A 16,588-nucleotide genomic window follows, 5' to 3' on the forward strand; every position below is an offset into this window, starting at 1 on the left:
CGCCCCGGGGAACGAGCGGCAGCGACCCCGCATCCGGGTGGCGGGTCCGCCGCGAAGTACATGACGACACCTCGTCCCACCTCCCCACACGGAGCGAGCCCCATGAACGTCGCGGTGGTCCTCTACACCTCCGACCTGCGGCTGCACGACCATCCGCCGCTGCGCGCCGCGCTGTCCTCCTCCGGGCAGGTGGTTCCGCTCTTCGTCAGGGACCCCGGGGTTCCCGCGCCGCCCAACCGGCTCGCCTTCCTCGCCGACTGCCTCGCCGACCTCGACGCGGGGCTGCGCTCCCGCGGCGGCCGGCTCGTCGTCCGCTCCGGCGACGCCGTCACCGAGACCCTCGCCCTCGTACGGGAGGCCGACGCCGACGAGGTGCACATGGCCGGCGGAGTCAGCGGCTACGCCCACGCCCGCGAGGACCGGCTGCGCACCGCCCTCGAAGCCGAGGGCCGGCGGCTCTACGTCCACGACGCCGTGATCACCGCCGTGGCACCCGGGGCCGTCCTCCCCGCCGGGTCCGACCACTTCGCCGTCTTCACCTCCTACCACCGCCGCTGGGCGGACCAGCCCCTGAGGGCCCTCGCGCCCGCGCCGCGCGGCGGCGTCCGGGTCCCCGACGCCGTCCGCTCCGAGCCGCTGCCCGAGCGCGCCGCCGTCACCGGCACCTCCCCGGGCCTCCCGCCCGGCGGCGAGCACGTGGGCCGCAGACTGCTGGCCCGCTGGCTGGCTTCCGGGATCTCCCGCTACGGGGACGTCCACGACGACCTGGCCGGCGACGCCACGTCCCGGCTCTCCCCGCACCTGCACTTCGGCACGCTCTCGGCCGCCGAGACCGTCCACCGGGCGCGCGCGGCCGGCGGGCCCGGCGCCGAGGCCTTCGTACGGCAGGTGTGCTGGCGCGATTTCCACCACCAGGTGCTCGCCGCCCGCCCGGAGGCCGCCGGGGCGGACTACCGCCCCCGCGGGGACGGCTGGCGGACCGGGCGGGCCGCCGAGGAGGAGATCCAGGCCTGGAAGGAGGGCCGGACCGGCTATCCGGTGGTCGACGCGGCCATGCGCCAGCTCGCCCACGAGGGCTGGATGCACAATCGCGCGCGCCTGCTGACCGCGAGCTTCCTCACCAAGACCCTGTACGTCGACTGGCGCGTCGGCGCCCGCCACTTCATGGACCTCCTCGTGGACGGGGACCTCGCCAACAACCAGCTCAACTGGCAGTGGGCGGCGGGCACGGGCACCGACTCCCGCCCCAACCGGGTCCTCAACCCGGTCCGCCAGGGCCTGCGCTACGACCCCGACGGCGCCTACGTGCACCGCTGGGTCCCCGAACTCGCCTCACTCGCCGCTCCGCGCGTGCACGAGCCGTGGCGGCTGAGCGGACCGGAGCGGGCCGCCTACGACTACCCCGACCCGGTGGTCGAACTCGCCGACGGACTCGACCGCTTCCGCCGGGGCCGCGAGGCCGGGGCCGGGGCCGGGTGAGCCCCCGGAGGCCCGCCGCGCCGTACGGTGGAACGGTGGAGCCAGAACTGCCGCAGCCCCCGCCCGCCGCGCTCGGTACGGGCGCCGTCGCCCGGCGCCTGGGGGTGTCGCCGACCACGCTGCGTTCGTGGGAGCGCCGCTACGCCATCGGCCCGGCCCACCGCGAAGACGGCCGGCACCGGCGCTGGACCCCCGGGGACATCGCCCGCCTGGAGCTGATGTGCCGCCTCACCACCCAGGGCGTCCCGCCGTCCGAGGCGGCCCGGGTGGCCCGGGGCCCGGCCCCGGGCGCCCTCGCCCCCGTAGCGCCCCGGGCCGAGGCGGCGACGCCGGGCGGGCCCCGGGCGCTGCGCCTCGGCGACGTCCGCCCGGAGTGCAGGGGGCTCGCGCGGGCCGCCGTACGACTGGACGCGCCGGCCGTGGAGGAGCTGTTGGCCGGCGCGCTCGCGGAACTGGGCCTGGTCACCGCGTGGGAGGAGGTGATCGCTCCGACCCTGCACGCGGTGGGCCGCAAGTGGGCCTCCGCGGGGGAGCGCTACATCGAGGTGGAACACCTGCTGTCCTGGTACGTCTCCTCGGCCCTGCACCGGTTCCGGCCCGCCCCGGAACCGGTCCGGACCCCTCCGGTGCTGCTGGCCTGCACGCCCGGCGAGCAGCACAGCCTGCCGATGGAGGCGTTGGCCGCAGCCCTCGGGGAACGGGCGCTCCCCGTCCGGATGTTCGGAGCGGCGCTGCCCGCCGCCGCCCTGTGCGAGGCGGTACGGCGGACGGGTCCGCGGGCCGTCGTCCTCTGGGCGCAGTCCCGTACGACCGCGGACGCGGCGCTCTCCCGGACCGTCGCGGGCATCGAGTGGGGTCCGCGCGGCGCCCGGGGACATTCGGCGCTGCTGCTGGCCGGGCCCGGCTGGGGTGCCGGTTCCCCGGCCCTGCCCGCCCGCGCCGAGCGGCTGTTCGGGCTCCGCTCGGGGCTGTCGGTCATCGAGTCGGTCGTGGCAGGGCCTGCGGCAGGCGCTGCGGCAGGCCCGGCTCCAGCGACTGCCTCAGGAGGCGCAGGGCCCGCCGCATGTGGCTCTTGACGGTGCCGAGCGGCAGTCCGGTGCGGTCCGCGATCTGCGACTGGGTCAGGTCCGCGTAGAAGGCCAGCCGCAGTACCCGCTGCTGCGCCGAGGGCAGCCGTGCCAACTCCTCCAGCACCACCACCCGTTCCACGGCCCGCTCCGGGCCCGGCACCGGATCCGGGCGGGCCTGGGCGCTGAGGCGCACGGCGGCTTCGGCCGCCCGTGCCCGCCGGGTCCGGGCCGCGAGGGCGTCGGCCACCTTGTGACGCGTGATGCCGGTCAGCCAGGCCCCGAGGCCGCCCGGACCGGGGCGGTAGCCGCTCCGGCCGTGCCAGGCAGCGAGGAACACCTGCTGGGTCACGTCCTCGGCCTCCCGCTCGTCGCCGAGCGAGCGGCGGGCGAGGGCGTGCACCAGCGGCCGCCAGCGCCGGTAGACCACCGCCACGCAGTCCTCGTCGCCCGCCGCGAACCCCGCCGCGACGTGCTCGCCGTACTCGATGTCCATGCCCCGAGCCTGGCGAGATCGGATGCCGGGACCAACTTGCATCGCTTGCGCATCGTTTCCGCCCCCCCCCTCGCCTCCTTCCGCCCCTCGGCCCCCTCCGTCCCCTCCCGACGTCGCGCCGCCCCTGCGCGGAGCACGACCTCTCCCCGCCGTCCGGCCCGTCCTCCGCCCGCCCGCTCGTACGGCGCGGACCCGCCGCGGGGACTAGGGTCCGAAGGATGAGCGACCTGCTGCTGGTGAGGCACGGCGAGACGGACTGGAGCGCGACCGGGCGGCACACCGGGCGCACCGACGTCCCGCTGACCGCGCGCGGGGTCGAGGAGGCCATCTCGCTCGCCCCCTACTTCCGGGACCGGCACCCCGCCCTGGTGGTGACCAGCCCGCTGCGCCGGGCCGTCGCCACGGCCGAGCTCGCCGGGCTGACCGGCGGCGTCACCGACGCCGACCTGTACGAGTGGGACTACGGCGGCTACGAGGGCATCACCACCGCGGAGATCCTGCGCGAGCGCCCCGACTGGTCCTTGTGGACCGACGGAGTGCCGCCCGGCGACGCCGAGCACCCGGGCGAGAACGCCGCCGAGGTCGGCGCCCGCGCGGACCGGGTGCTCGCCCGGGTGGCCGGCGTACTGCGCGAGGACCGGGGCGACGCGGTCCTGGTCGCCCACGCCCACCTGCTGCGCGTGCTGACCGCCCGCTACCTCGGCCTGCCTCCCGAGGCCGGACGCCTGTTCCTGCTCCGCACGGGCACCTTCAGCCGGCTCTCCACGGAGCACGGCCTCCCCGTGATCGCGGGCTGGAACACCCACCCCTGACCCACCCACCCCTGACGCACCCACCCTGACGCGCCCGCCTCGCGCGCCGACCGGGTCTGCGTGACGATGCCTGCATGGCTCATCACGGCGCGGACGGCGGCCTCCCGGAGCCCCCGGAGCGGGAACCGGGCCCGGGCACAGGGCCAGGACCAGGACCGGGACGGGGACCGGCGGCAGGACCGGGAGCGACCGCGGGCGTGGGCACCGACCCCTCGGCGGGCCCCGACGCGGACCCCGGCCTCAAGGCCGACGCGATCGGGTTCCTCGACGCGCTCGTCATCGGTCTGAACTCGACGTCGCCCGCCTACTCCCTGGCCGCGGTCATCGGCCCGATCGTCGCGCTCGCGGGGATCTACGCGCCGGGGGTCATGCTGGCCTCCTTCGTGCCGATGCTGCTGATCGCCGCCGCCTTCTACTACCTCAACAAGGTCGACCAGGACTGCGGAACCACCTTCTCGTGGGTGACGCGTGCCATGGGCCCCTGGGCCGGCTGGCTCGGCGGTTGGGCCATCACGATGACCGGCGTGCTCGTCATCGGTTCCCTCGCCGACGTGGCCGTCCACTTCGGTCTGCTCGCCGCGGGACTCGACGGCTGGGCGGCGAACGAGGTGATCCGCCAGACCCTCGCCGTCGTCGTGATCCTGGCCATGACCGCAATCTGCGTCGTCGGCACCGAGATGTCCGCCCGGCTCCAGGACATCCTGATCCTCGCCCAGGTCTTCTTCCTGCTGGCCTTCGCGGTGGTCGCCCTCTACCGCGTCTACGCCGGCACCGGCAGCCTCGACGCCATCAGGCCCTCGGTGGAATGGCTCAACCCCTTCGGCGCCGGCGGCGCCGCCCTGACCGGAGGTCTGCTGCTCGGCGTCTTCATCTACTGGGGCTGGGAATCGGCGGTCAACCTCACCGAGGAGGTCGAGGACTCCGCCACCGCGCCGGGCAAGGCGGGCATCTGGTCCACCGTGGTGCTCCTGGTGACGTACCTGTCCGTCGGCTTCGCGGTCGTCGCCTACGCCGGGACGCAGTTCCTCGCCGAGAACGCGGGCGAGGAGGAGGCCGTCTTCGCCGTCCTCGCCCACGAGGTCATGGGCGGCTGGGACTGGGTCGTCCTGCTCGCCGTCTGCACGTCCGCCCTCGCGTCCACCCAGACCACGATCATCCCCGCCTCCCGCACCTCCCTGTCGATGGCCCGCCGGCACGCGCTGCCGCAGCGCCTCGCCCACATCCATCCGCGGTTCAGGACCCCCGACGTGAGTACCTGGTGGGTGGCCGCCATCGCCATCGTCTGGTACCTCTCCGTCAACCAGATCAGCGAGAACGCCCTCCTGGACTCGCTCACCGCCCTGTCGCTGCTCATCGCCTTCTACTACGCGCTGACCGGCCTGGCCTGCGCCGTGTACTACCGCCGCCACCTGCTGGAGAGCGCGCACAACTTCCTGCTGATCGGCCTCGGCCCGGTGGTCGGCGCCGGACTGCTCGCCTGGCTGCTGGTGCAGTCCGTCGCCGACATGGCGGACCCCGAGAACTCGGCGAGCGGAGTGTCCTGGTACGGGCTCGGGCCACCGCTGGTCATCGGGATCGGCATCGCGGTCGTCGGAGTGCTGATCATGTGCTTCTGGCGCGTCCGGGACGGCCGCTTCTGGCTGGAGCGGCGCGGCGTCGTCGACCCGGACCTCGTCCACGGGACCAAGAGGCCCTGACCTGCCTCCGTCCTCCGCCCCGCTCTCCGTCCCGCCCTCGGACCCGTCCTCCGCCCCGCTCTCCGTCCGCCCCCCTCCGTCCGCCCGGCCGATTCGTACCCGGCCCGTCTCCGGCCCGTGCCCGCCCGAGAGGAGTACCGATGTCCGTCGTCCTCGGATACGACGAATCGCCCGGCGCGGAGCGCGCCCTGCGCGTCGCGCTGGAAGTGGCCACCGCCTTCGGCGAGCCGCTCGTCCTCGTCTACGGCGCGGCCGCCCCCGGCGCCGCCGGCGAGGAGTACCGCGCGCACCGGGAGGCCGTCCGCGAGGCGGGCCGCAGCGCCCTCGCCCGCGCGGTGGAGGCCGCGGACGAGGCGGGGGTGCCCTCCACGGTCGAGGTGATGGACGAGAAGCCGGCCCCGGCCCTCCTCGACGCCGCCCGGCGGCACCAGGCGCGAGTGATCGTCGTCGGAAGCTGGGGCGACAGCCCGATCCGGGGCGCCCTCCTGGGCTCCACCCCGCACAAGCTGCTGCACCTCTCCCCGGTCCCGGTCCTCTGCGTCCCGACGGAAGGCATCCCCCACCTGTGAGGGGTGTCCGGCCCGCGCCTGCCGCCGCACCATGGCCCGCTGGCCCCGACCGGCCGAAAACAGCCGTCGGAAACTGGGCCAATGGCCCAGCCCATCGACCCCGAGTTGAGCCAACCGGCCTCCGGATGCTTATCTGTGTCCTATCCATGTATTTACGGGCGCCGCGCGGTGCCGGACGGCAACGACGCCGTCCCGGAGCGCGGCGCCTCCGCCGTGCCCGCACGCCGCCCACCACCCCCGGGCGGACGCCGGCCCCGGCGTGTTCATCGCAAGGGGGGCGGCACACCGCCGTGAAGAGGATGTTCGTGGCTCCGGACCCGGGGCGCGCAAGGCTCAGGAACTCCACGCGGGCCGTCATCGGCATCGCGTTCGCCGTCGCGTCGGCCGAACTGTGCGGGTTCTCGCTGGTCGCGTCGATCACCGGGGGCCTGGCGGCGCTGCTCGCGCTCTTCACCGTGCTCGACCCGACGGTGCGCGCCCAGCGGGTGACCACCGCCCTGCTGCCGGTCGCCGGTTTCCCGGTGCTCGCGCTGGCCACCACCCTGCACGGGGCTCCGCTCGCCCGTGACGCGGCCTTGCTCGCGGTCGTCTTCGCCGGGGTCCACGCCCGCCGGTTCGGCCCGCGCGGACACGCGCTCGGGGTCTTCGGCTTCATGATGTTCTTCGTCACCCAGTTCCTGCACGCGCGGCCCGCCCAGCTGCCCGAGCTGTTCGCGGCCGTCGCCCTGGCGCTGGTGGCCGCGGGAGCCGTCCGCTTCGCGCTCTGGCCCATCGAACGGCGCACCCCGCCCGCCCCCGCGCCGCCCGGGCTGCCCGGTACGGGGCTGGCCCGGCCCACGACCCGGCAGGCCTTCCAGGCGACCGCGGCGTGCGCCTTCGCGCTCGGCATCGGCCAGGCGCTGTCCGAGGACCGCTGGTACTGGGCCGTCGGCACCGCCTGGTGGATCTTCGTCAACACGGCCTCCCGCGGCGAGACCCTGGTCCGGGGCTTCCGCCGGGTCCTCGGCACGGTCGTCGGCATCGCCGCCGGCCTGCTGGTCGCGGTGCCGCTGCACGGGGCCCCCGCACCCACGGCCGCCCTGGTCGCGGTCTGCGTCTTCGGCATCTTCTACACCGCCGCCCCGTCGTACTCCTGGATGATGTTCTTCGTCACCGTCATGGCGGGACTGCTCTACGGGCTCCTCGGCGTGCTCCACCCCGGCCTGCTGCTCCTGCGCTTCGAGGAGACCGCCATCGGCGCGCTGGGCGCCGCGCTCGCCGTCGTCCTCGTCCTGCCCGTCACCACGCACGCCGCCAACGACGCCTGGATCCAGCGCGCCCTGCACTGCGTACGGGCCTCCACCGCGGCCTCCCTCGCGCGGCTCGCCGGGGACCCCGACGCCGATCCGGCCCCGCACGCCGCCGAGCTCGAACTGCTGCTGGGCCGGGTACGGATGGCCCTCGCGCCCCTCGTCCACCCGCTGAGCCCGCTCCGCGCCCGCAAGGCGCGCGCCCGCCAGGTCCTCGGGCTGCTCGACGACTGCGCCCGCGAGGTGCGCGGACTGGTGGCCGTCGCGGCCGATCCGCAGGCTTCGCACGACGCCCGTCTCGCCGCCGCCTGCTGGCGCGTGGAGGCGGCCGTGGCGACGCTGACCGGACCGCGCGGCGCCCCGGAGCCCAGCGTCCCGCCCGCCCCGCGCCCGCACGCCGCCGAGCCCGCCCTGGCCCACCTGCACGGCCTGGAACACGCGCTGGTCGCCCTGCACGTCCCGCTGCGCACCCACCCCCGGGCCCCGCTGGTCATCAGCGCCTGACCCGCGGCGCACGGCGGTGCCGGCCCCGTCGCCGCGTTAGCGCGGCGAATGGTAAGCCCCGCCGCCGCCCGTCCGCAGGCCGATGGGTGAAGAGCACACGGAGGAGTGTTCCGGGCGCTCGCCACGTTCGGCGCTGACCTGCGGCATGTACAACGGGTGAGGGTGCAGTGCGCATTCATCCGGCACGCACGGGGTGGATCCGGTCGGACAGGGGGGCAACTGCCCGTGATGGAGATACGGAGACAGCGCTCCCATACCGCCCAGGTGTGGGAAGCCGCCGAGGAGTTCGTCCGGCTGTTCCACAGGGAGAATCCGGACGCGGGCGACCCGCGCGCGCGGCTCGCCGCCGTGCGGGCCGAGCTCGCCGGGACGGGCACCTACCGGCACACGCCCGAAGAGCTGGTGCACGGCGCCCGGGTGGCCTGGCGCAACAGCAACCGCTGCATAGGCAGGCTGTACTGGAACTCCTTGCGCGTGCGCGACCGCCGCGGGCTCACCGAGGCCGGGGAGATCGCCGGGGAGTGCTTCGAGCACCTCCGCGAGGCGACCAACCGCGGCAGGGTCCGGCCCACGATCACGGTCTTCGCGCCCGATGCCCCGGACCGGCCGGGGCCGCTGATCTGGAGCGAGCAGCTGGTCCGGTACGCCGGCTACGGGGACCATCCCTCCGTCACCGTCGGTGACGCCCGCAACGCCGAGCTCACGAGCGCACTGCTCGCCCTCGGCTGGTCCCGGGGCTCCGGGACCCCCTTCGACCTGCTCCCGCTGGTCGTCCAGGGAGTCGACGACAAACCCCGCTGGTTCGACGTCCCCCCGGACGCCGTCCTGGAAGTGCCCATCGAGCACCCGGACGGGGCGGAGGGAGGCGACGGCTGGACGGACTGGGGCCTGCGCTGGCACGCCGTACCCGCCATCTCCAACATGTGCCTGGAGATCGGCGGCATCCACTACCCGGCCGCGCCTTTCAACGGCTGGTACATGGGCACCGAGATAGGCGCCCGCAACCTCGCCGACACGGACCGCTACAACCTGCTGCCGGCCGTCGCCCGCCGGATTGGTCTCGACACCGCCAGCGACCGCTCCCTCTGGAAGGACCGGGCGCTCGTCGAACTCAACCGGGCGGTGCTGCACTCCTTCGACCGGGCCGGGGTCACCATCGCCGACCACCACACCGAGTCCCGGCGCTTCCTGACCCACGTGGAGAAGGAGGAGCGCCGGGGGCGGGGCGTGGGCGCGGACTGGTCCTGGATCGTGCCGCCGATATCCGGTTCGGCAACTCCCGTCTTTCATCGCACTTTTGAGGACACGCCGAGCGCGACGGCGTACGTTCATCATCGGGGAGCACAGGAGCGGGCCCAGGGGCGCGACTTGGTCTAGACCTTCTGTTAGCGTCCTCCCGTACGGATCCGGAACGGCGGAGAGGGACTCCCGTGGGCGACGCGGACAGTGATGTGGGCAGTACGGACCGTGCGGCCCGCGGCGGCGGGCACCGGGCCTGGATCGGCTCGTTCACCTCGGGGGGCGGCCGCGGTGTCACCACCGCGGCCGTGGATCCGTCCACCGGGTCGCTGACCCCGCTGTCGGTGACCGATGCCGTCGCGGACCCCTCGTACCTGGCCCACGACCGGCGCACCGGCGTGCTCTACGCCGTGAGCGAGACCGACCGCGGTGCGGTGGGAGCCTTCCGGAGCACCGCCGACGGGCTGACCCCCCTCGGGACCGCCGTCGGGGTCGGCGGCGCAGGCCCGACCCACCTCAGCGTGGCCGGGCGCCGGCTGCTGACCGCGCACTACACCTCCGGCAGCGTCAGCAGCCTTCCGCTCGCCGAGGACGGCTCGATCGCCGGGCCCCCCGAGGTGCTCGCCCACCACGGTTCCGGCCCCGACGCGGGGCGGCAGAAGGGCCCGCACGCCCACCAGGTGGTGCCCGACCCCACCGGCCGCTGGGTGCTCAGCGTCGACCTGGGGACCGACTCGGTGCGGGTCTGCGCGTCCCACCCGGCGACCGGCGCCCTGCGCGTCCACGCCGAGACCGTGCTGCGAGCGGGGACGGGCCCCCGGCACCTCGCCTTCCACCCCTCCGGCGAGGTGGTCTACGTACTGCACGAGCTGGACCCGCAGCTGACCGTCTGCCGCTGGAACGCGGGGTCGGGCGCACTGGAACCGGTCTCGGAGGTTCCGGTGGCCCCCACGGGTGGCCCAGGGGCTCCGGAGGCCTGCCCCTCGGCGATCGTGGCCTCGCCCGACGGCCGTTTCGTATGGGCGGCCGTCCGCGGTGCCGACACCATCGCCACCTTCTCCCTCGCCGGCGGCGCCGAGAAGCCGCAGCTCACCGGGGCCGTGCCGTGCGGGGGCAACTGGCCGCGCGACCTCGCCGTCGACCCGTCGGGGCGCCGGCTCTACGCGGCCAACGAGCGTTCAGGGGATGTCACCTGGTTCGACGTCGACCAGCTGACCGGACAGCCGCGCCGGGCCGGATCGCTGGCCGTACCCGCCGCCACCTGCGTGGTCTTCGGCTGACACCCGCGCCGGGACGCCGGCACGGGAGCGGCATCCGCGCCCGCCCGTACGGACGAGAGCCCGCACCCCGGGAAATCGGGGCGCGGGCTCTCGTCCGTACGACATGAGCGGGAGCGGTCAGTGGGCGGCGGCGCCCAGGGTGATGCCGAGGGCCGCGGAGTACTGCGCGACGGCGAGCTTGCCGAGCGCGGGGTACGCCCCGAGCACCTCGGCGGCGCTGCACCCGGCCTCCTTGCAGGCGGTGTCGAGCAGCCCCTCGGCGGCCTCGGGGCCGATGAGGTACGGGGCCAGCGCCAGCTGGGCCGAGCCCTCGCGGCGGAGCTGGTCGGCGGTCGCGGCCACCGATCCCTCCTCGTCCAGCGCGGCGGCCATGACCGGCACCGCGAGGCGGGCGGCCAGCAGCATGCCGGTGATCCCGGCGGCCTTCACGGCCTCCTCGCCGCCGGTGGTGACGAGGATGATGCCGTCGGCGGCCGTGGTCACGCTGAAGAGCCTGGCCCGGTCGGCGCGGGCGAGCCCGGCCTCGGACAGCCGGACGTGCAGCCCCTCGGCGAGCAGCGGGTGCGGGCCGAGCGCGTCGGCCAGCTCGGCGGCGGCCGAGGAGTCCATCAGGGCCTGGCGCACGCGGCGCAGCAGGTCCCCGTCGGGGCCGGCCAGCAGGGGCACGACCACGGCGTCGGGGCCGGTCGGCGCGGGCGTCTCGTGCCCGGCGGCGCGGGCGAACTCCGCGCGCGCGGCGCGGTCCCGCGCGACAGCGGTCAGCACGCCCGACAGGGACGGGAACTCGGTGGCGTCGTCGCCGTCGAGGAATCCGACGCGCGCGTCCAGGCCGGGCAGCTCGGAGCGGCCGATGCTGAGGATCTCTTCCGCGAGCCCCCGCGAGGCGGCCGAAGGGGCACCGGGCACGGCGAGCACCAGCGCGGGTGCGCCCTCGGGCGCCACCGCGGGCTCGGGCCGGCGGTGCCGTCCGGTCTGGCGGGGTCGCGGCATTCGTACGGGCAGGCCATTTGCGGGCCCAGTGGGGGAGCTCATGGCGCCGCATGCTACTGGCTTATCGGATCCGGGTGTTCGGGCAGGGCCTTAACGGGCGGCATCTGTCCGTATTTATCCACGGAATGTCATACACGTTTCAACTGATCGGTCGGGCCTGCCCGGTCGCACGCTACCGGCCCGCCGCCGGCCGCCGGCCGCCGTCCTCAGCCCCTGGAGCGGCCCCTCAGGCCGAGACCGACCAGGACCGCGGCCGAGACCACGATCAGCGCGTCGATCGCCAGCACCGTGCGCACCCCGTCGAAGAGCGAGGCCCCCGTGGTGGCCAGGACCCCGAGCAGCGGGATCCCGATGGTGAGGCCGACCTGCTGGGTGGTGGTCACCAGGCCCGTCGCCAGGCCCTGCTCCTCGTCGGGCACGCCGCTCGTCACGGTCAGCCCGTACGAGATGATCGCACCGAGGTGGAACATGCTGGCCAGTGATACGGCGACGGTAGCGACCAGCGCGCCCGACCCGGAGCCCACGGCGAGCAGCGCGCCGGTCAACGCGCCCTGGCCGAAGAGCGATCCGACCAGGGTGCGGCGGGCACCGAACCGGCCGATCACCCTGGGGGCGTACGAGCCGGCGAGGACCGACGCGGCACCCTGGACGCCGAAGACCAGGCCGGTCCGGAAGGACGACAGGTGCAGCGTCTCCTGGAGGTAGAGGGTCAGTACGAAGACGACCGTCGACATCGTCGAGAAGGTCACCAGTCCGCCGATGTTGCCCCAGGCCACCGTGCGCCGCCGGAGCATCGGCAGGGACACCAGGGGCGCCGGGGACTTCGACTCCGCCACCACGAACGCGACGAGCAGGGCCAGACCCGCGGCGAGCGTGATCCGCACGTCCGCGCCGCCGAAGCCGCGCTGGGCCGCCGTGGACAGCGAGTAGATCAGCGCGAGGAGGCCTCCGGTGACGGTGACGGCGCCCGGTACGTCCAGGCGCGGCCGCTCGGGGGTGCGCGACTCGGGCAGCAGCCCGGGGGCCAGGACGAGCACGACCGCCGCGGCGAGCGCGAGGAGCCCCATCGTGGAACGCCAGCCCAGGGTGTCGGTCAGGACACCGCCGAGGAGCATGCCGACGGTGAAGCCGAGGGACAGCAGGGTCCCGGAGATGCCGAGCGCCTTGTCGCGCAGCGGACCTTCGGGGAACGTCGTCGTCAGCAGGGACATGCCGGTCGGCACGATGACCGCCGCGCCGAGGCCTTGCAGGGCGCGCCCCGCCAGGAAGGACGCGGGGTCCCAGGCGAGGGTGGCCAGCAGCGAGGCGGAGCCGAAGAGCGCGAGCCCGGTCAGGAACATCCTCTTGCGCCCGTACAGGTCGGCGACACGGCCGAAGAGGAGCAGGAAGCCGCCCGAGGGCAGCGCGAAGGCGGTGACCGCCCACTGGAGTGCGGACCGGCTCAGGCCCAGGTCCTCGCCGAGTACCGGCAGGGCCACGTTCAGTACGGAGAAGTCGAGCGCCACCATGAACTGGGCGGCGCAGAGCACGAAGAGGACCAGCTTGGCCCGGCCGGTGAGCCGGTCGTCCCCGGTGGCCGCCGGACGGGATCCGGTGACCGCGGTCTGTGTGTCGATCGTCATGATCCTCACCCTCGGTGCCCGGGAACGACCGTGGGGAGTGGGAACTTATCCTGTTGGTGGCACCACCAGGCAGCCGACAGGGGGAGTCCGTGGCCACAGCGATCGACCGGCACCGCCGTTCCGAACTGCGGGAGTTCCTGATGAGCAGGCGGGCCCGGGTGACTCCGGCGGAGGCCGGGCTGCCGGACGGCGGGGCGCGCCGCCGCACCCCGGGCCTGCGCCGGGAAGAGGTCGCCGTGCTCGCCGGGGTCGGGGCCTCCTGGTACCAATGGCTCGAGCAGGGCCGCGACATCACGGTGTCGCCGCAGGTCCTCGACGCGGTGGGCAGGGTGCTGAGACTGAGCAGCGCCGAACGCCGGCACCTGTACGTACTGGCGGGGCTCAACCCGCCCGCCCTCGACGTCGCGCCCGGGGACCGCGACATGTGCCAGGGCCTGACGCGGCTGATCGACGGCTGGATGCCGTTCCCCGCGCACATCATGGACGCCTACTGGAACACGGTGGTGTACAACGACGCGTCCGCGGTGGTGCTCGGCATGCGCCCGGAGATCGTGCAGAACTGTCTGATCGCCTTCTTCACCGACCCCGTCTACCGGGGCCGTTCCACGCGCTGGGAGGAGATCGCCGCCGATCTGGTCGCCCAGTACCGGGCGCAGTGCTCCGAACGGCCCGAGGACGAGGGGTTCCAGGCCGTGGTGGAGGAGGCCCGGGAACGCAGCCCGGAGTTCGCCGAGCTGTGGGACCGGCGAGACGTGCGGCCCGCCGGTCAGATCAAGAAGGAGATCGAGCACCCGCTCGTGGGCACGCTGTTCATGGAGGCGACGCAGCTGCGCGTTCCCGCGCGCCCCGATCTGCTGATCGTGATGCACAATCCGCTGCCGGACACGGGCACGGCGGAGAAGCTGGCCTGGCTGACGTCGCCGGAAGGGCGGCGGGGCTCCCTCTACCCGGTCGCGGGCTGAGAGGGCAGCCGCCAGTCCACCGGCTGTGCTCCCTGGCGGACCAGCAGGTCGTTCGTCCTGCTGAACGGCCGGGAGCCGAAGAACCCGTTGTCGGCGGACATGGGGGAGGGGTGCACCGACTCCACCGCCGGCAACTCGCCGAGCAGGGGCCGCAGATTGCGGGCCTCACGTCCCCACAGCACCGACACCAGCGGCTTCCCGCGCGCCGCGAGCGCGCGGATGGCCTGCTCGGTGACGGCCTCCCAGCCCTTGCCGCGATGGGCGTTGGGCTTGCGCGGGGCGGTGGTGAGCGAGCGGTTGAGCAGCAGGACGCCCTGTCGGGTCCACGGGGTCAGGTCCCCGTTGGCCGGGCGCCCCGTACCGAGATCGGCGTGCAGTTCACGGAAGACGTTGTCGAGGCTCGGCGGCCAGGGGCTGACCTCGGGCGCCACCGAGAAGGACAGGCCCATCGCGTGCCCCGGCGTGGGGTACGGGTCCTGCCCGACGATCAGCACCTTCACCTCGTCGAAGGGCTGCTGGAAGGCGCGCAGGACGTTCACCCCCGCCGGGACGTACGTTCTCCCCGACGCGATCTCGGCGCGCAGGAAATCGCCCATCGCGGCGATCTGCGCCGCAACCGGCTCCAGAGCGCGGGCCCAGCCCGGCTCGACGATCTCGTTCAACGGTCGTGCTGCCACGACGATCACTCTACTGGCCCAGTCGGCCGTCCACGCCCGCCTCCCACAAGTCGGCCCGGCCGCGCGGCACGGGCAGGAGGAGCGCGGTCCGCCGTTGTCGCTTCGATACGCGTTCGCAACACGTTCGCATGCTCCAACTTCCCCTCCCGGACGTCACATTCACCACCGACGACGCTTCGAGGGAGACGCATGAAGTTCCAAGAGGGCCGCGCCGTGCGCGGGACCCGGACCCTGCGCGGTGGCCGCCCGGCGCGCAGGAGGACGTACGGCCGGCTGATCGCCGCACTCGCCGCCGGCGGCGTGCTGCTGACCGGCTGCGGGAGCGGGGGCGGGGGTGGCGGCGGCGAGAAGGCCGCCGACCGGAGGGCGACGGGTGCCGGGTCCTGGCCCCGGCCCGCCGCCTCCTTCACCGCGGGGGCCGGTGCGGAGGGGGCCGGTGCGGAGGGGGAGAGCGACGGGCGGGCTGCCTCCCCGCCGCCCCCCGACTACCTCTCGACCTTCGCGCTCGACGTGGACACCGCCAGCTACGGGTACGCCCAGCGCACCCTCGCCGACGGCCACCTGCCCGACCCCGCCACCGTGCGCCCCGAGGAGTTCGTCAACAGCTTCCGGCAGGACTACCGGGAGCCCGGCGGGGACGGCTTCTCGGTCACCGTCGACGGAGCCCGCACCACCGACGCGGACTGGGCGCTGGTCCGGGTCGGACTCGCCACCCGCTCCTCGGACGGCGCGGCGGGCGCCGAGGGGGGAGTGGGGGGAGAGGGCCGGCGGCCGCCCGCGGCGCTCACCTTCGTGGTGGACGTCTCCGGGTCCATGGCCGAGCCCGGCCGCCTCGACCTCGTCCGCACCTCCCTGAACCTGATGACCGACCAGCTGCGCGGGGACGACTCGGTCGCCGTCGTCACCTTCAGCGGCACGGCCCGGACCCGGCTGCCGATGACTCGCCTCGAAGGCCACCGCGAGCAGATCCACGAGGTCGTCGACGCCCTGCGCACCGCTGATTCCACCAACGTGGAGGCGGGCGTCACCCGCGGGTACGACGTCGCGGTCAAGGCGCTCCGCCCGGACGCGACCAACCGCGTGGTCCTGCTCTCCGACGCCCTCGCCAACACCGGCGCCACCTCTGCCGACGCCGTCCTGAAGCGGATCTCCGAAGCCAGGACGGAGCACGGGATCACCCTGTTCGGCGTGGGGGTGGGCAGCGAGTACAACGACGCCTTCATGGAACAGCTCGCCGACCGGGGCGACGGGCACACCGCGTACGTCTCCGACGCGGAGGGTGCCCGCAAGGTGTTCTGCGACGACCTCCCGGCGCAGGTGCGGCTGAGGGCCCGGGACGCCAAGGCGCAGGTCTCCTTCGAGCCCCGGAACGTCGAGCGGTTCCGGCTGATCGGCTACGACGACCGCCGTGTCGCCGACGACGCGTTCCGGGACGACACCGTGGACGGCGGTGAGGTCGGGTCGGGCCACACCGTGACCGCCCTGTACGCGGTACGGCTGCGCCCCGGTGCCACCGGGCATCTGGCGACGGCGACGGTGCGCTGGCTGGACCCGGGCACCCGGGCGCCGCACGAGGAGTCCGGCCGGATGGAGGCGGCGGCGCTGTGGGGCGACGTGTGGACCCAGGCGCCCCCGCGCCTCCAGGTCACCGCGGTGGCGGCCTACTTCGCCTCCGCGCTGCGCGAACGGGACGGGGGCTGGGAACGGGTGCCGGGTGCGGTGCCGCTCGGCGGCCTCGCCGCGCACGCGGACCGGCTGGCGGGACGTACGGAGGACCCCGCCGTGCGCCGGCTGGCGCAGGCGGTGCGCCAGGCCGGCCGCCTCACCGGCTGACGCCGGGCCGCCCCGGACGCCGGCCCGGTCCGGGGCGGCCGGCGTCCGCGTGCTGTGACCGGCGGTACCTCC

14 protein-coding genes are annotated in these 16,588 nt (G+C 74.7%); 10 read left to right on the forward strand and 4 right to left on the reverse strand.

Translation table 11 applies throughout. From position 1 onward, the window contains the following. Nucleotides 1-102: 102 nt before the first annotated feature. Together ABZY44_RS21640 and ABZY44_RS21645 are read left to right on the forward strand one after the other, a co-directional pair. Nucleotides 103-1,479 (forward strand): deoxyribodipyrimidine photo-lyase, encoded by a 1,377-nt coding sequence (locus ABZY44_RS21640; RefSeq protein ID WP_356656187.1) that lies wholly within the window; start codon nucleotides 103-105, stop codon nucleotides 1,477-1,479. Nucleotides 1,480-1,514: 35 nt separating this feature from the next. After that, nucleotides 1,515-2,555 (forward strand): MerR family transcriptional regulator, encoded by a 1,041-nt coding sequence (locus ABZY44_RS21645; protein WP_356656189.1) that lies wholly within the window; start codon nucleotides 1,515-1,517, stop codon nucleotides 2,553-2,555. Here ABZY44_RS21645 and ABZY44_RS21650 read toward each other — a convergent pair. Next, nucleotides 2,455-3,042: a sigma-70 family RNA polymerase sigma factor gene (locus ABZY44_RS21650; protein WP_356656191.1), complete on the reverse strand. Its 588-nt coding sequence runs from the start codon at nucleotides 3,040-3,042 to the stop codon at nucleotides 2,455-2,457. The two genes, ABZY44_RS21645 and ABZY44_RS21650, sit on opposite strands and share 101 nt — an antisense overlap. A 218-nt stretch (nucleotides 3,043-3,260) precedes the next feature. On the opposite strand from ABZY44_RS21650, the gene ABZY44_RS21655 reads away from it, so the two are divergent. From ABZY44_RS21655 to ABZY44_RS21680, 6 genes are all read left to right on the forward strand, one after another. Then, nucleotides 3,261-3,854 carry a histidine phosphatase family protein gene (locus ABZY44_RS21655; protein WP_356656193.1) on the forward strand — a complete coding sequence of 198 codons (594 nt, stop codon included), beginning with the start codon at nucleotides 3,261-3,263 and terminating at the stop codon, nucleotides 3,852-3,854. A gap of 197 nt (nucleotides 3,855-4,051) precedes the next feature. Then, entirely contained in the window at nucleotides 4,052-5,551 is a 1,500-nt protein-coding gene (locus ABZY44_RS21660; protein ID WP_356656195.1) for an APC family permease, read from the forward strand. A 140-nt stretch (nucleotides 5,552-5,691) separates the two neighbouring features. Beyond that, nucleotides 5,692-6,120 carry a universal stress protein gene (locus ABZY44_RS21665; RefSeq protein ID WP_356656197.1) on the forward strand — a complete coding sequence of 143 codons (429 nt, stop codon included), beginning with the start codon at nucleotides 5,692-5,694 and terminating at the stop codon, nucleotides 6,118-6,120. 299 nt (nucleotides 6,121-6,419) lie between these two features. Beyond that, on the forward strand, nucleotides 6,420-7,913 hold the full coding sequence (locus ABZY44_RS21670) for an FUSC family protein (protein WP_356656305.1): 1,494 nt from the start codon (nucleotides 6,420-6,422) through the stop codon (nucleotides 7,911-7,913). Between the two features lie 228 nt (nucleotides 7,914-8,141). Continuing rightward, nucleotides 8,142-9,290 (forward strand): nitric oxide synthase oxygenase, encoded by a 1,149-nt coding sequence (locus ABZY44_RS21675; RefSeq protein WP_356656199.1) that lies wholly within the window; start codon nucleotides 8,142-8,144, stop codon nucleotides 9,288-9,290. A 53-nt stretch (nucleotides 9,291-9,343) separates the two neighbouring features. Next, a complete protein-coding gene (locus tag ABZY44_RS21680) occupies nucleotides 9,344-10,432 on the forward strand; it encodes a lactonase family protein (protein WP_356656201.1) in 1,089 nt (362 codons plus the stop codon). A 117-nt stretch (nucleotides 10,433-10,549) separates the two neighbouring features. Here the strand turns inward: ABZY44_RS21680 and ABZY44_RS21685 are convergent, their stop codons facing one another. Both ABZY44_RS21685 and ABZY44_RS21690 read right to left on the reverse strand, forming a co-directional pair. Further along, entirely contained in the window at nucleotides 10,550-11,464 is a 915-nt protein-coding gene (locus ABZY44_RS21685; RefSeq protein WP_356656203.1) for a hypothetical protein, read from the reverse strand. 164 nt (nucleotides 11,465-11,628) lie between these two features. Then, nucleotides 11,629-13,044: an MFS transporter gene (locus ABZY44_RS21690; RefSeq protein WP_356656205.1), complete on the reverse strand. Its 1,416-nt coding sequence runs from the start codon at nucleotides 13,042-13,044 to the stop codon at nucleotides 11,629-11,631. 140 nt (nucleotides 13,045-13,184) lie between these two features. Here ABZY44_RS21690 and ABZY44_RS21695 point away from each other — a divergent pair, with 140 nt between their 5' ends. Further along, the gene (locus ABZY44_RS21695; protein WP_356656307.1) at nucleotides 13,185-14,006 is read left to right on the forward strand and encodes a helix-turn-helix transcriptional regulator; all 822 of its coding nucleotides are present in this window, start codon (nucleotides 13,185-13,187) and stop codon (nucleotides 14,004-14,006) included. On the opposite strand, the gene ABZY44_RS21700 is transcribed toward ABZY44_RS21695, so the two are convergent. Further along, nucleotides 13,988-14,683, reverse strand: a complete 696-nt coding sequence (locus ABZY44_RS21700; protein WP_356656207.1) for a uracil-DNA glycosylase — start codon at nucleotides 14,681-14,683, stop codon at nucleotides 13,988-13,990. The genes ABZY44_RS21695 and ABZY44_RS21700 overlap by 19 nt on opposite strands. Before the next feature lie 189 nt (nucleotides 14,684-14,872). Between ABZY44_RS21700 and ABZY44_RS21705 the strand changes: the two genes are divergently transcribed. Beyond that, nucleotides 14,873-16,516 carry a von Willebrand factor type A domain-containing protein gene (locus ABZY44_RS21705; protein ID WP_356656209.1) on the forward strand — a complete coding sequence of 548 codons (1,644 nt, stop codon included), beginning with the start codon at nucleotides 14,873-14,875 and terminating at the stop codon, nucleotides 16,514-16,516. The last annotated feature ends 72 nt before the right edge of the window (nucleotides 16,517-16,588 follow it).

Source organism: Streptomyces sp. NPDC006544 (assembly GCF_040611715.1).
GTDB lineage: Bacteria > Actinomycetota > Actinomycetes > Streptomycetales > Streptomycetaceae > Streptomyces.

Bases quoted from the DNA above. Each gene is read 5' to 3' on its own strand.
- ABZY44_RS21705 (WP_356656209.1), top strand. From the start codon at position 14,873: ATGAAGTTCCAAGAGGGCCGCGCCGTGCGCGGGACCCGGACCCTGCGC.
- ABZY44_RS21655 (WP_356656193.1), top strand. From the start codon at position 3,261: ATGAGCGACCTGCTGCTGGTGAGGCACGGCGAGACGGACTGGAGCGCG.
- ABZY44_RS21690 (WP_356656205.1), bottom strand. From the start codon at position 13,044: ATGACGATCGACACACAGACCGCGGTCACCGGATCCCGTCCGGCGGCC.
- ABZY44_RS21670 (WP_356656305.1), top strand. From the start codon at position 6,420: ATGTTCGTGGCTCCGGACCCGGGGCGCGCAAGGCTCAGGAACTCCACG.
- ABZY44_RS21685 (WP_356656203.1), bottom strand. From the start codon at position 11,464: ATGAGCTCCCCCACTGGGCCCGCAAATGGCCTGCCCGTACGAATGCCG.
- ABZY44_RS21695 (WP_356656307.1), top strand. From the start codon at position 13,185: ATGAGCAGGCGGGCCCGGGTGACTCCGGCGGAGGCCGGGCTGCCGGAC.
- ABZY44_RS21640 (WP_356656187.1), top strand. From the start codon at position 103: ATGAACGTCGCGGTGGTCCTCTACACCTCCGACCTGCGGCTGCACGAC.
- ABZY44_RS21665 (WP_356656197.1), top strand. From the start codon at position 5,692: ATGTCCGTCGTCCTCGGATACGACGAATCGCCCGGCGCGGAGCGCGCC.
- ABZY44_RS21675 (WP_356656199.1), top strand. From the start codon at position 8,142: ATGGAGATACGGAGACAGCGCTCCCATACCGCCCAGGTGTGGGAAGCC.
- ABZY44_RS21650 (WP_356656191.1), bottom strand. From the start codon at position 3,042: ATGGACATCGAGTACGGCGAGCACGTCGCGGCGGGGTTCGCGGCGGGC.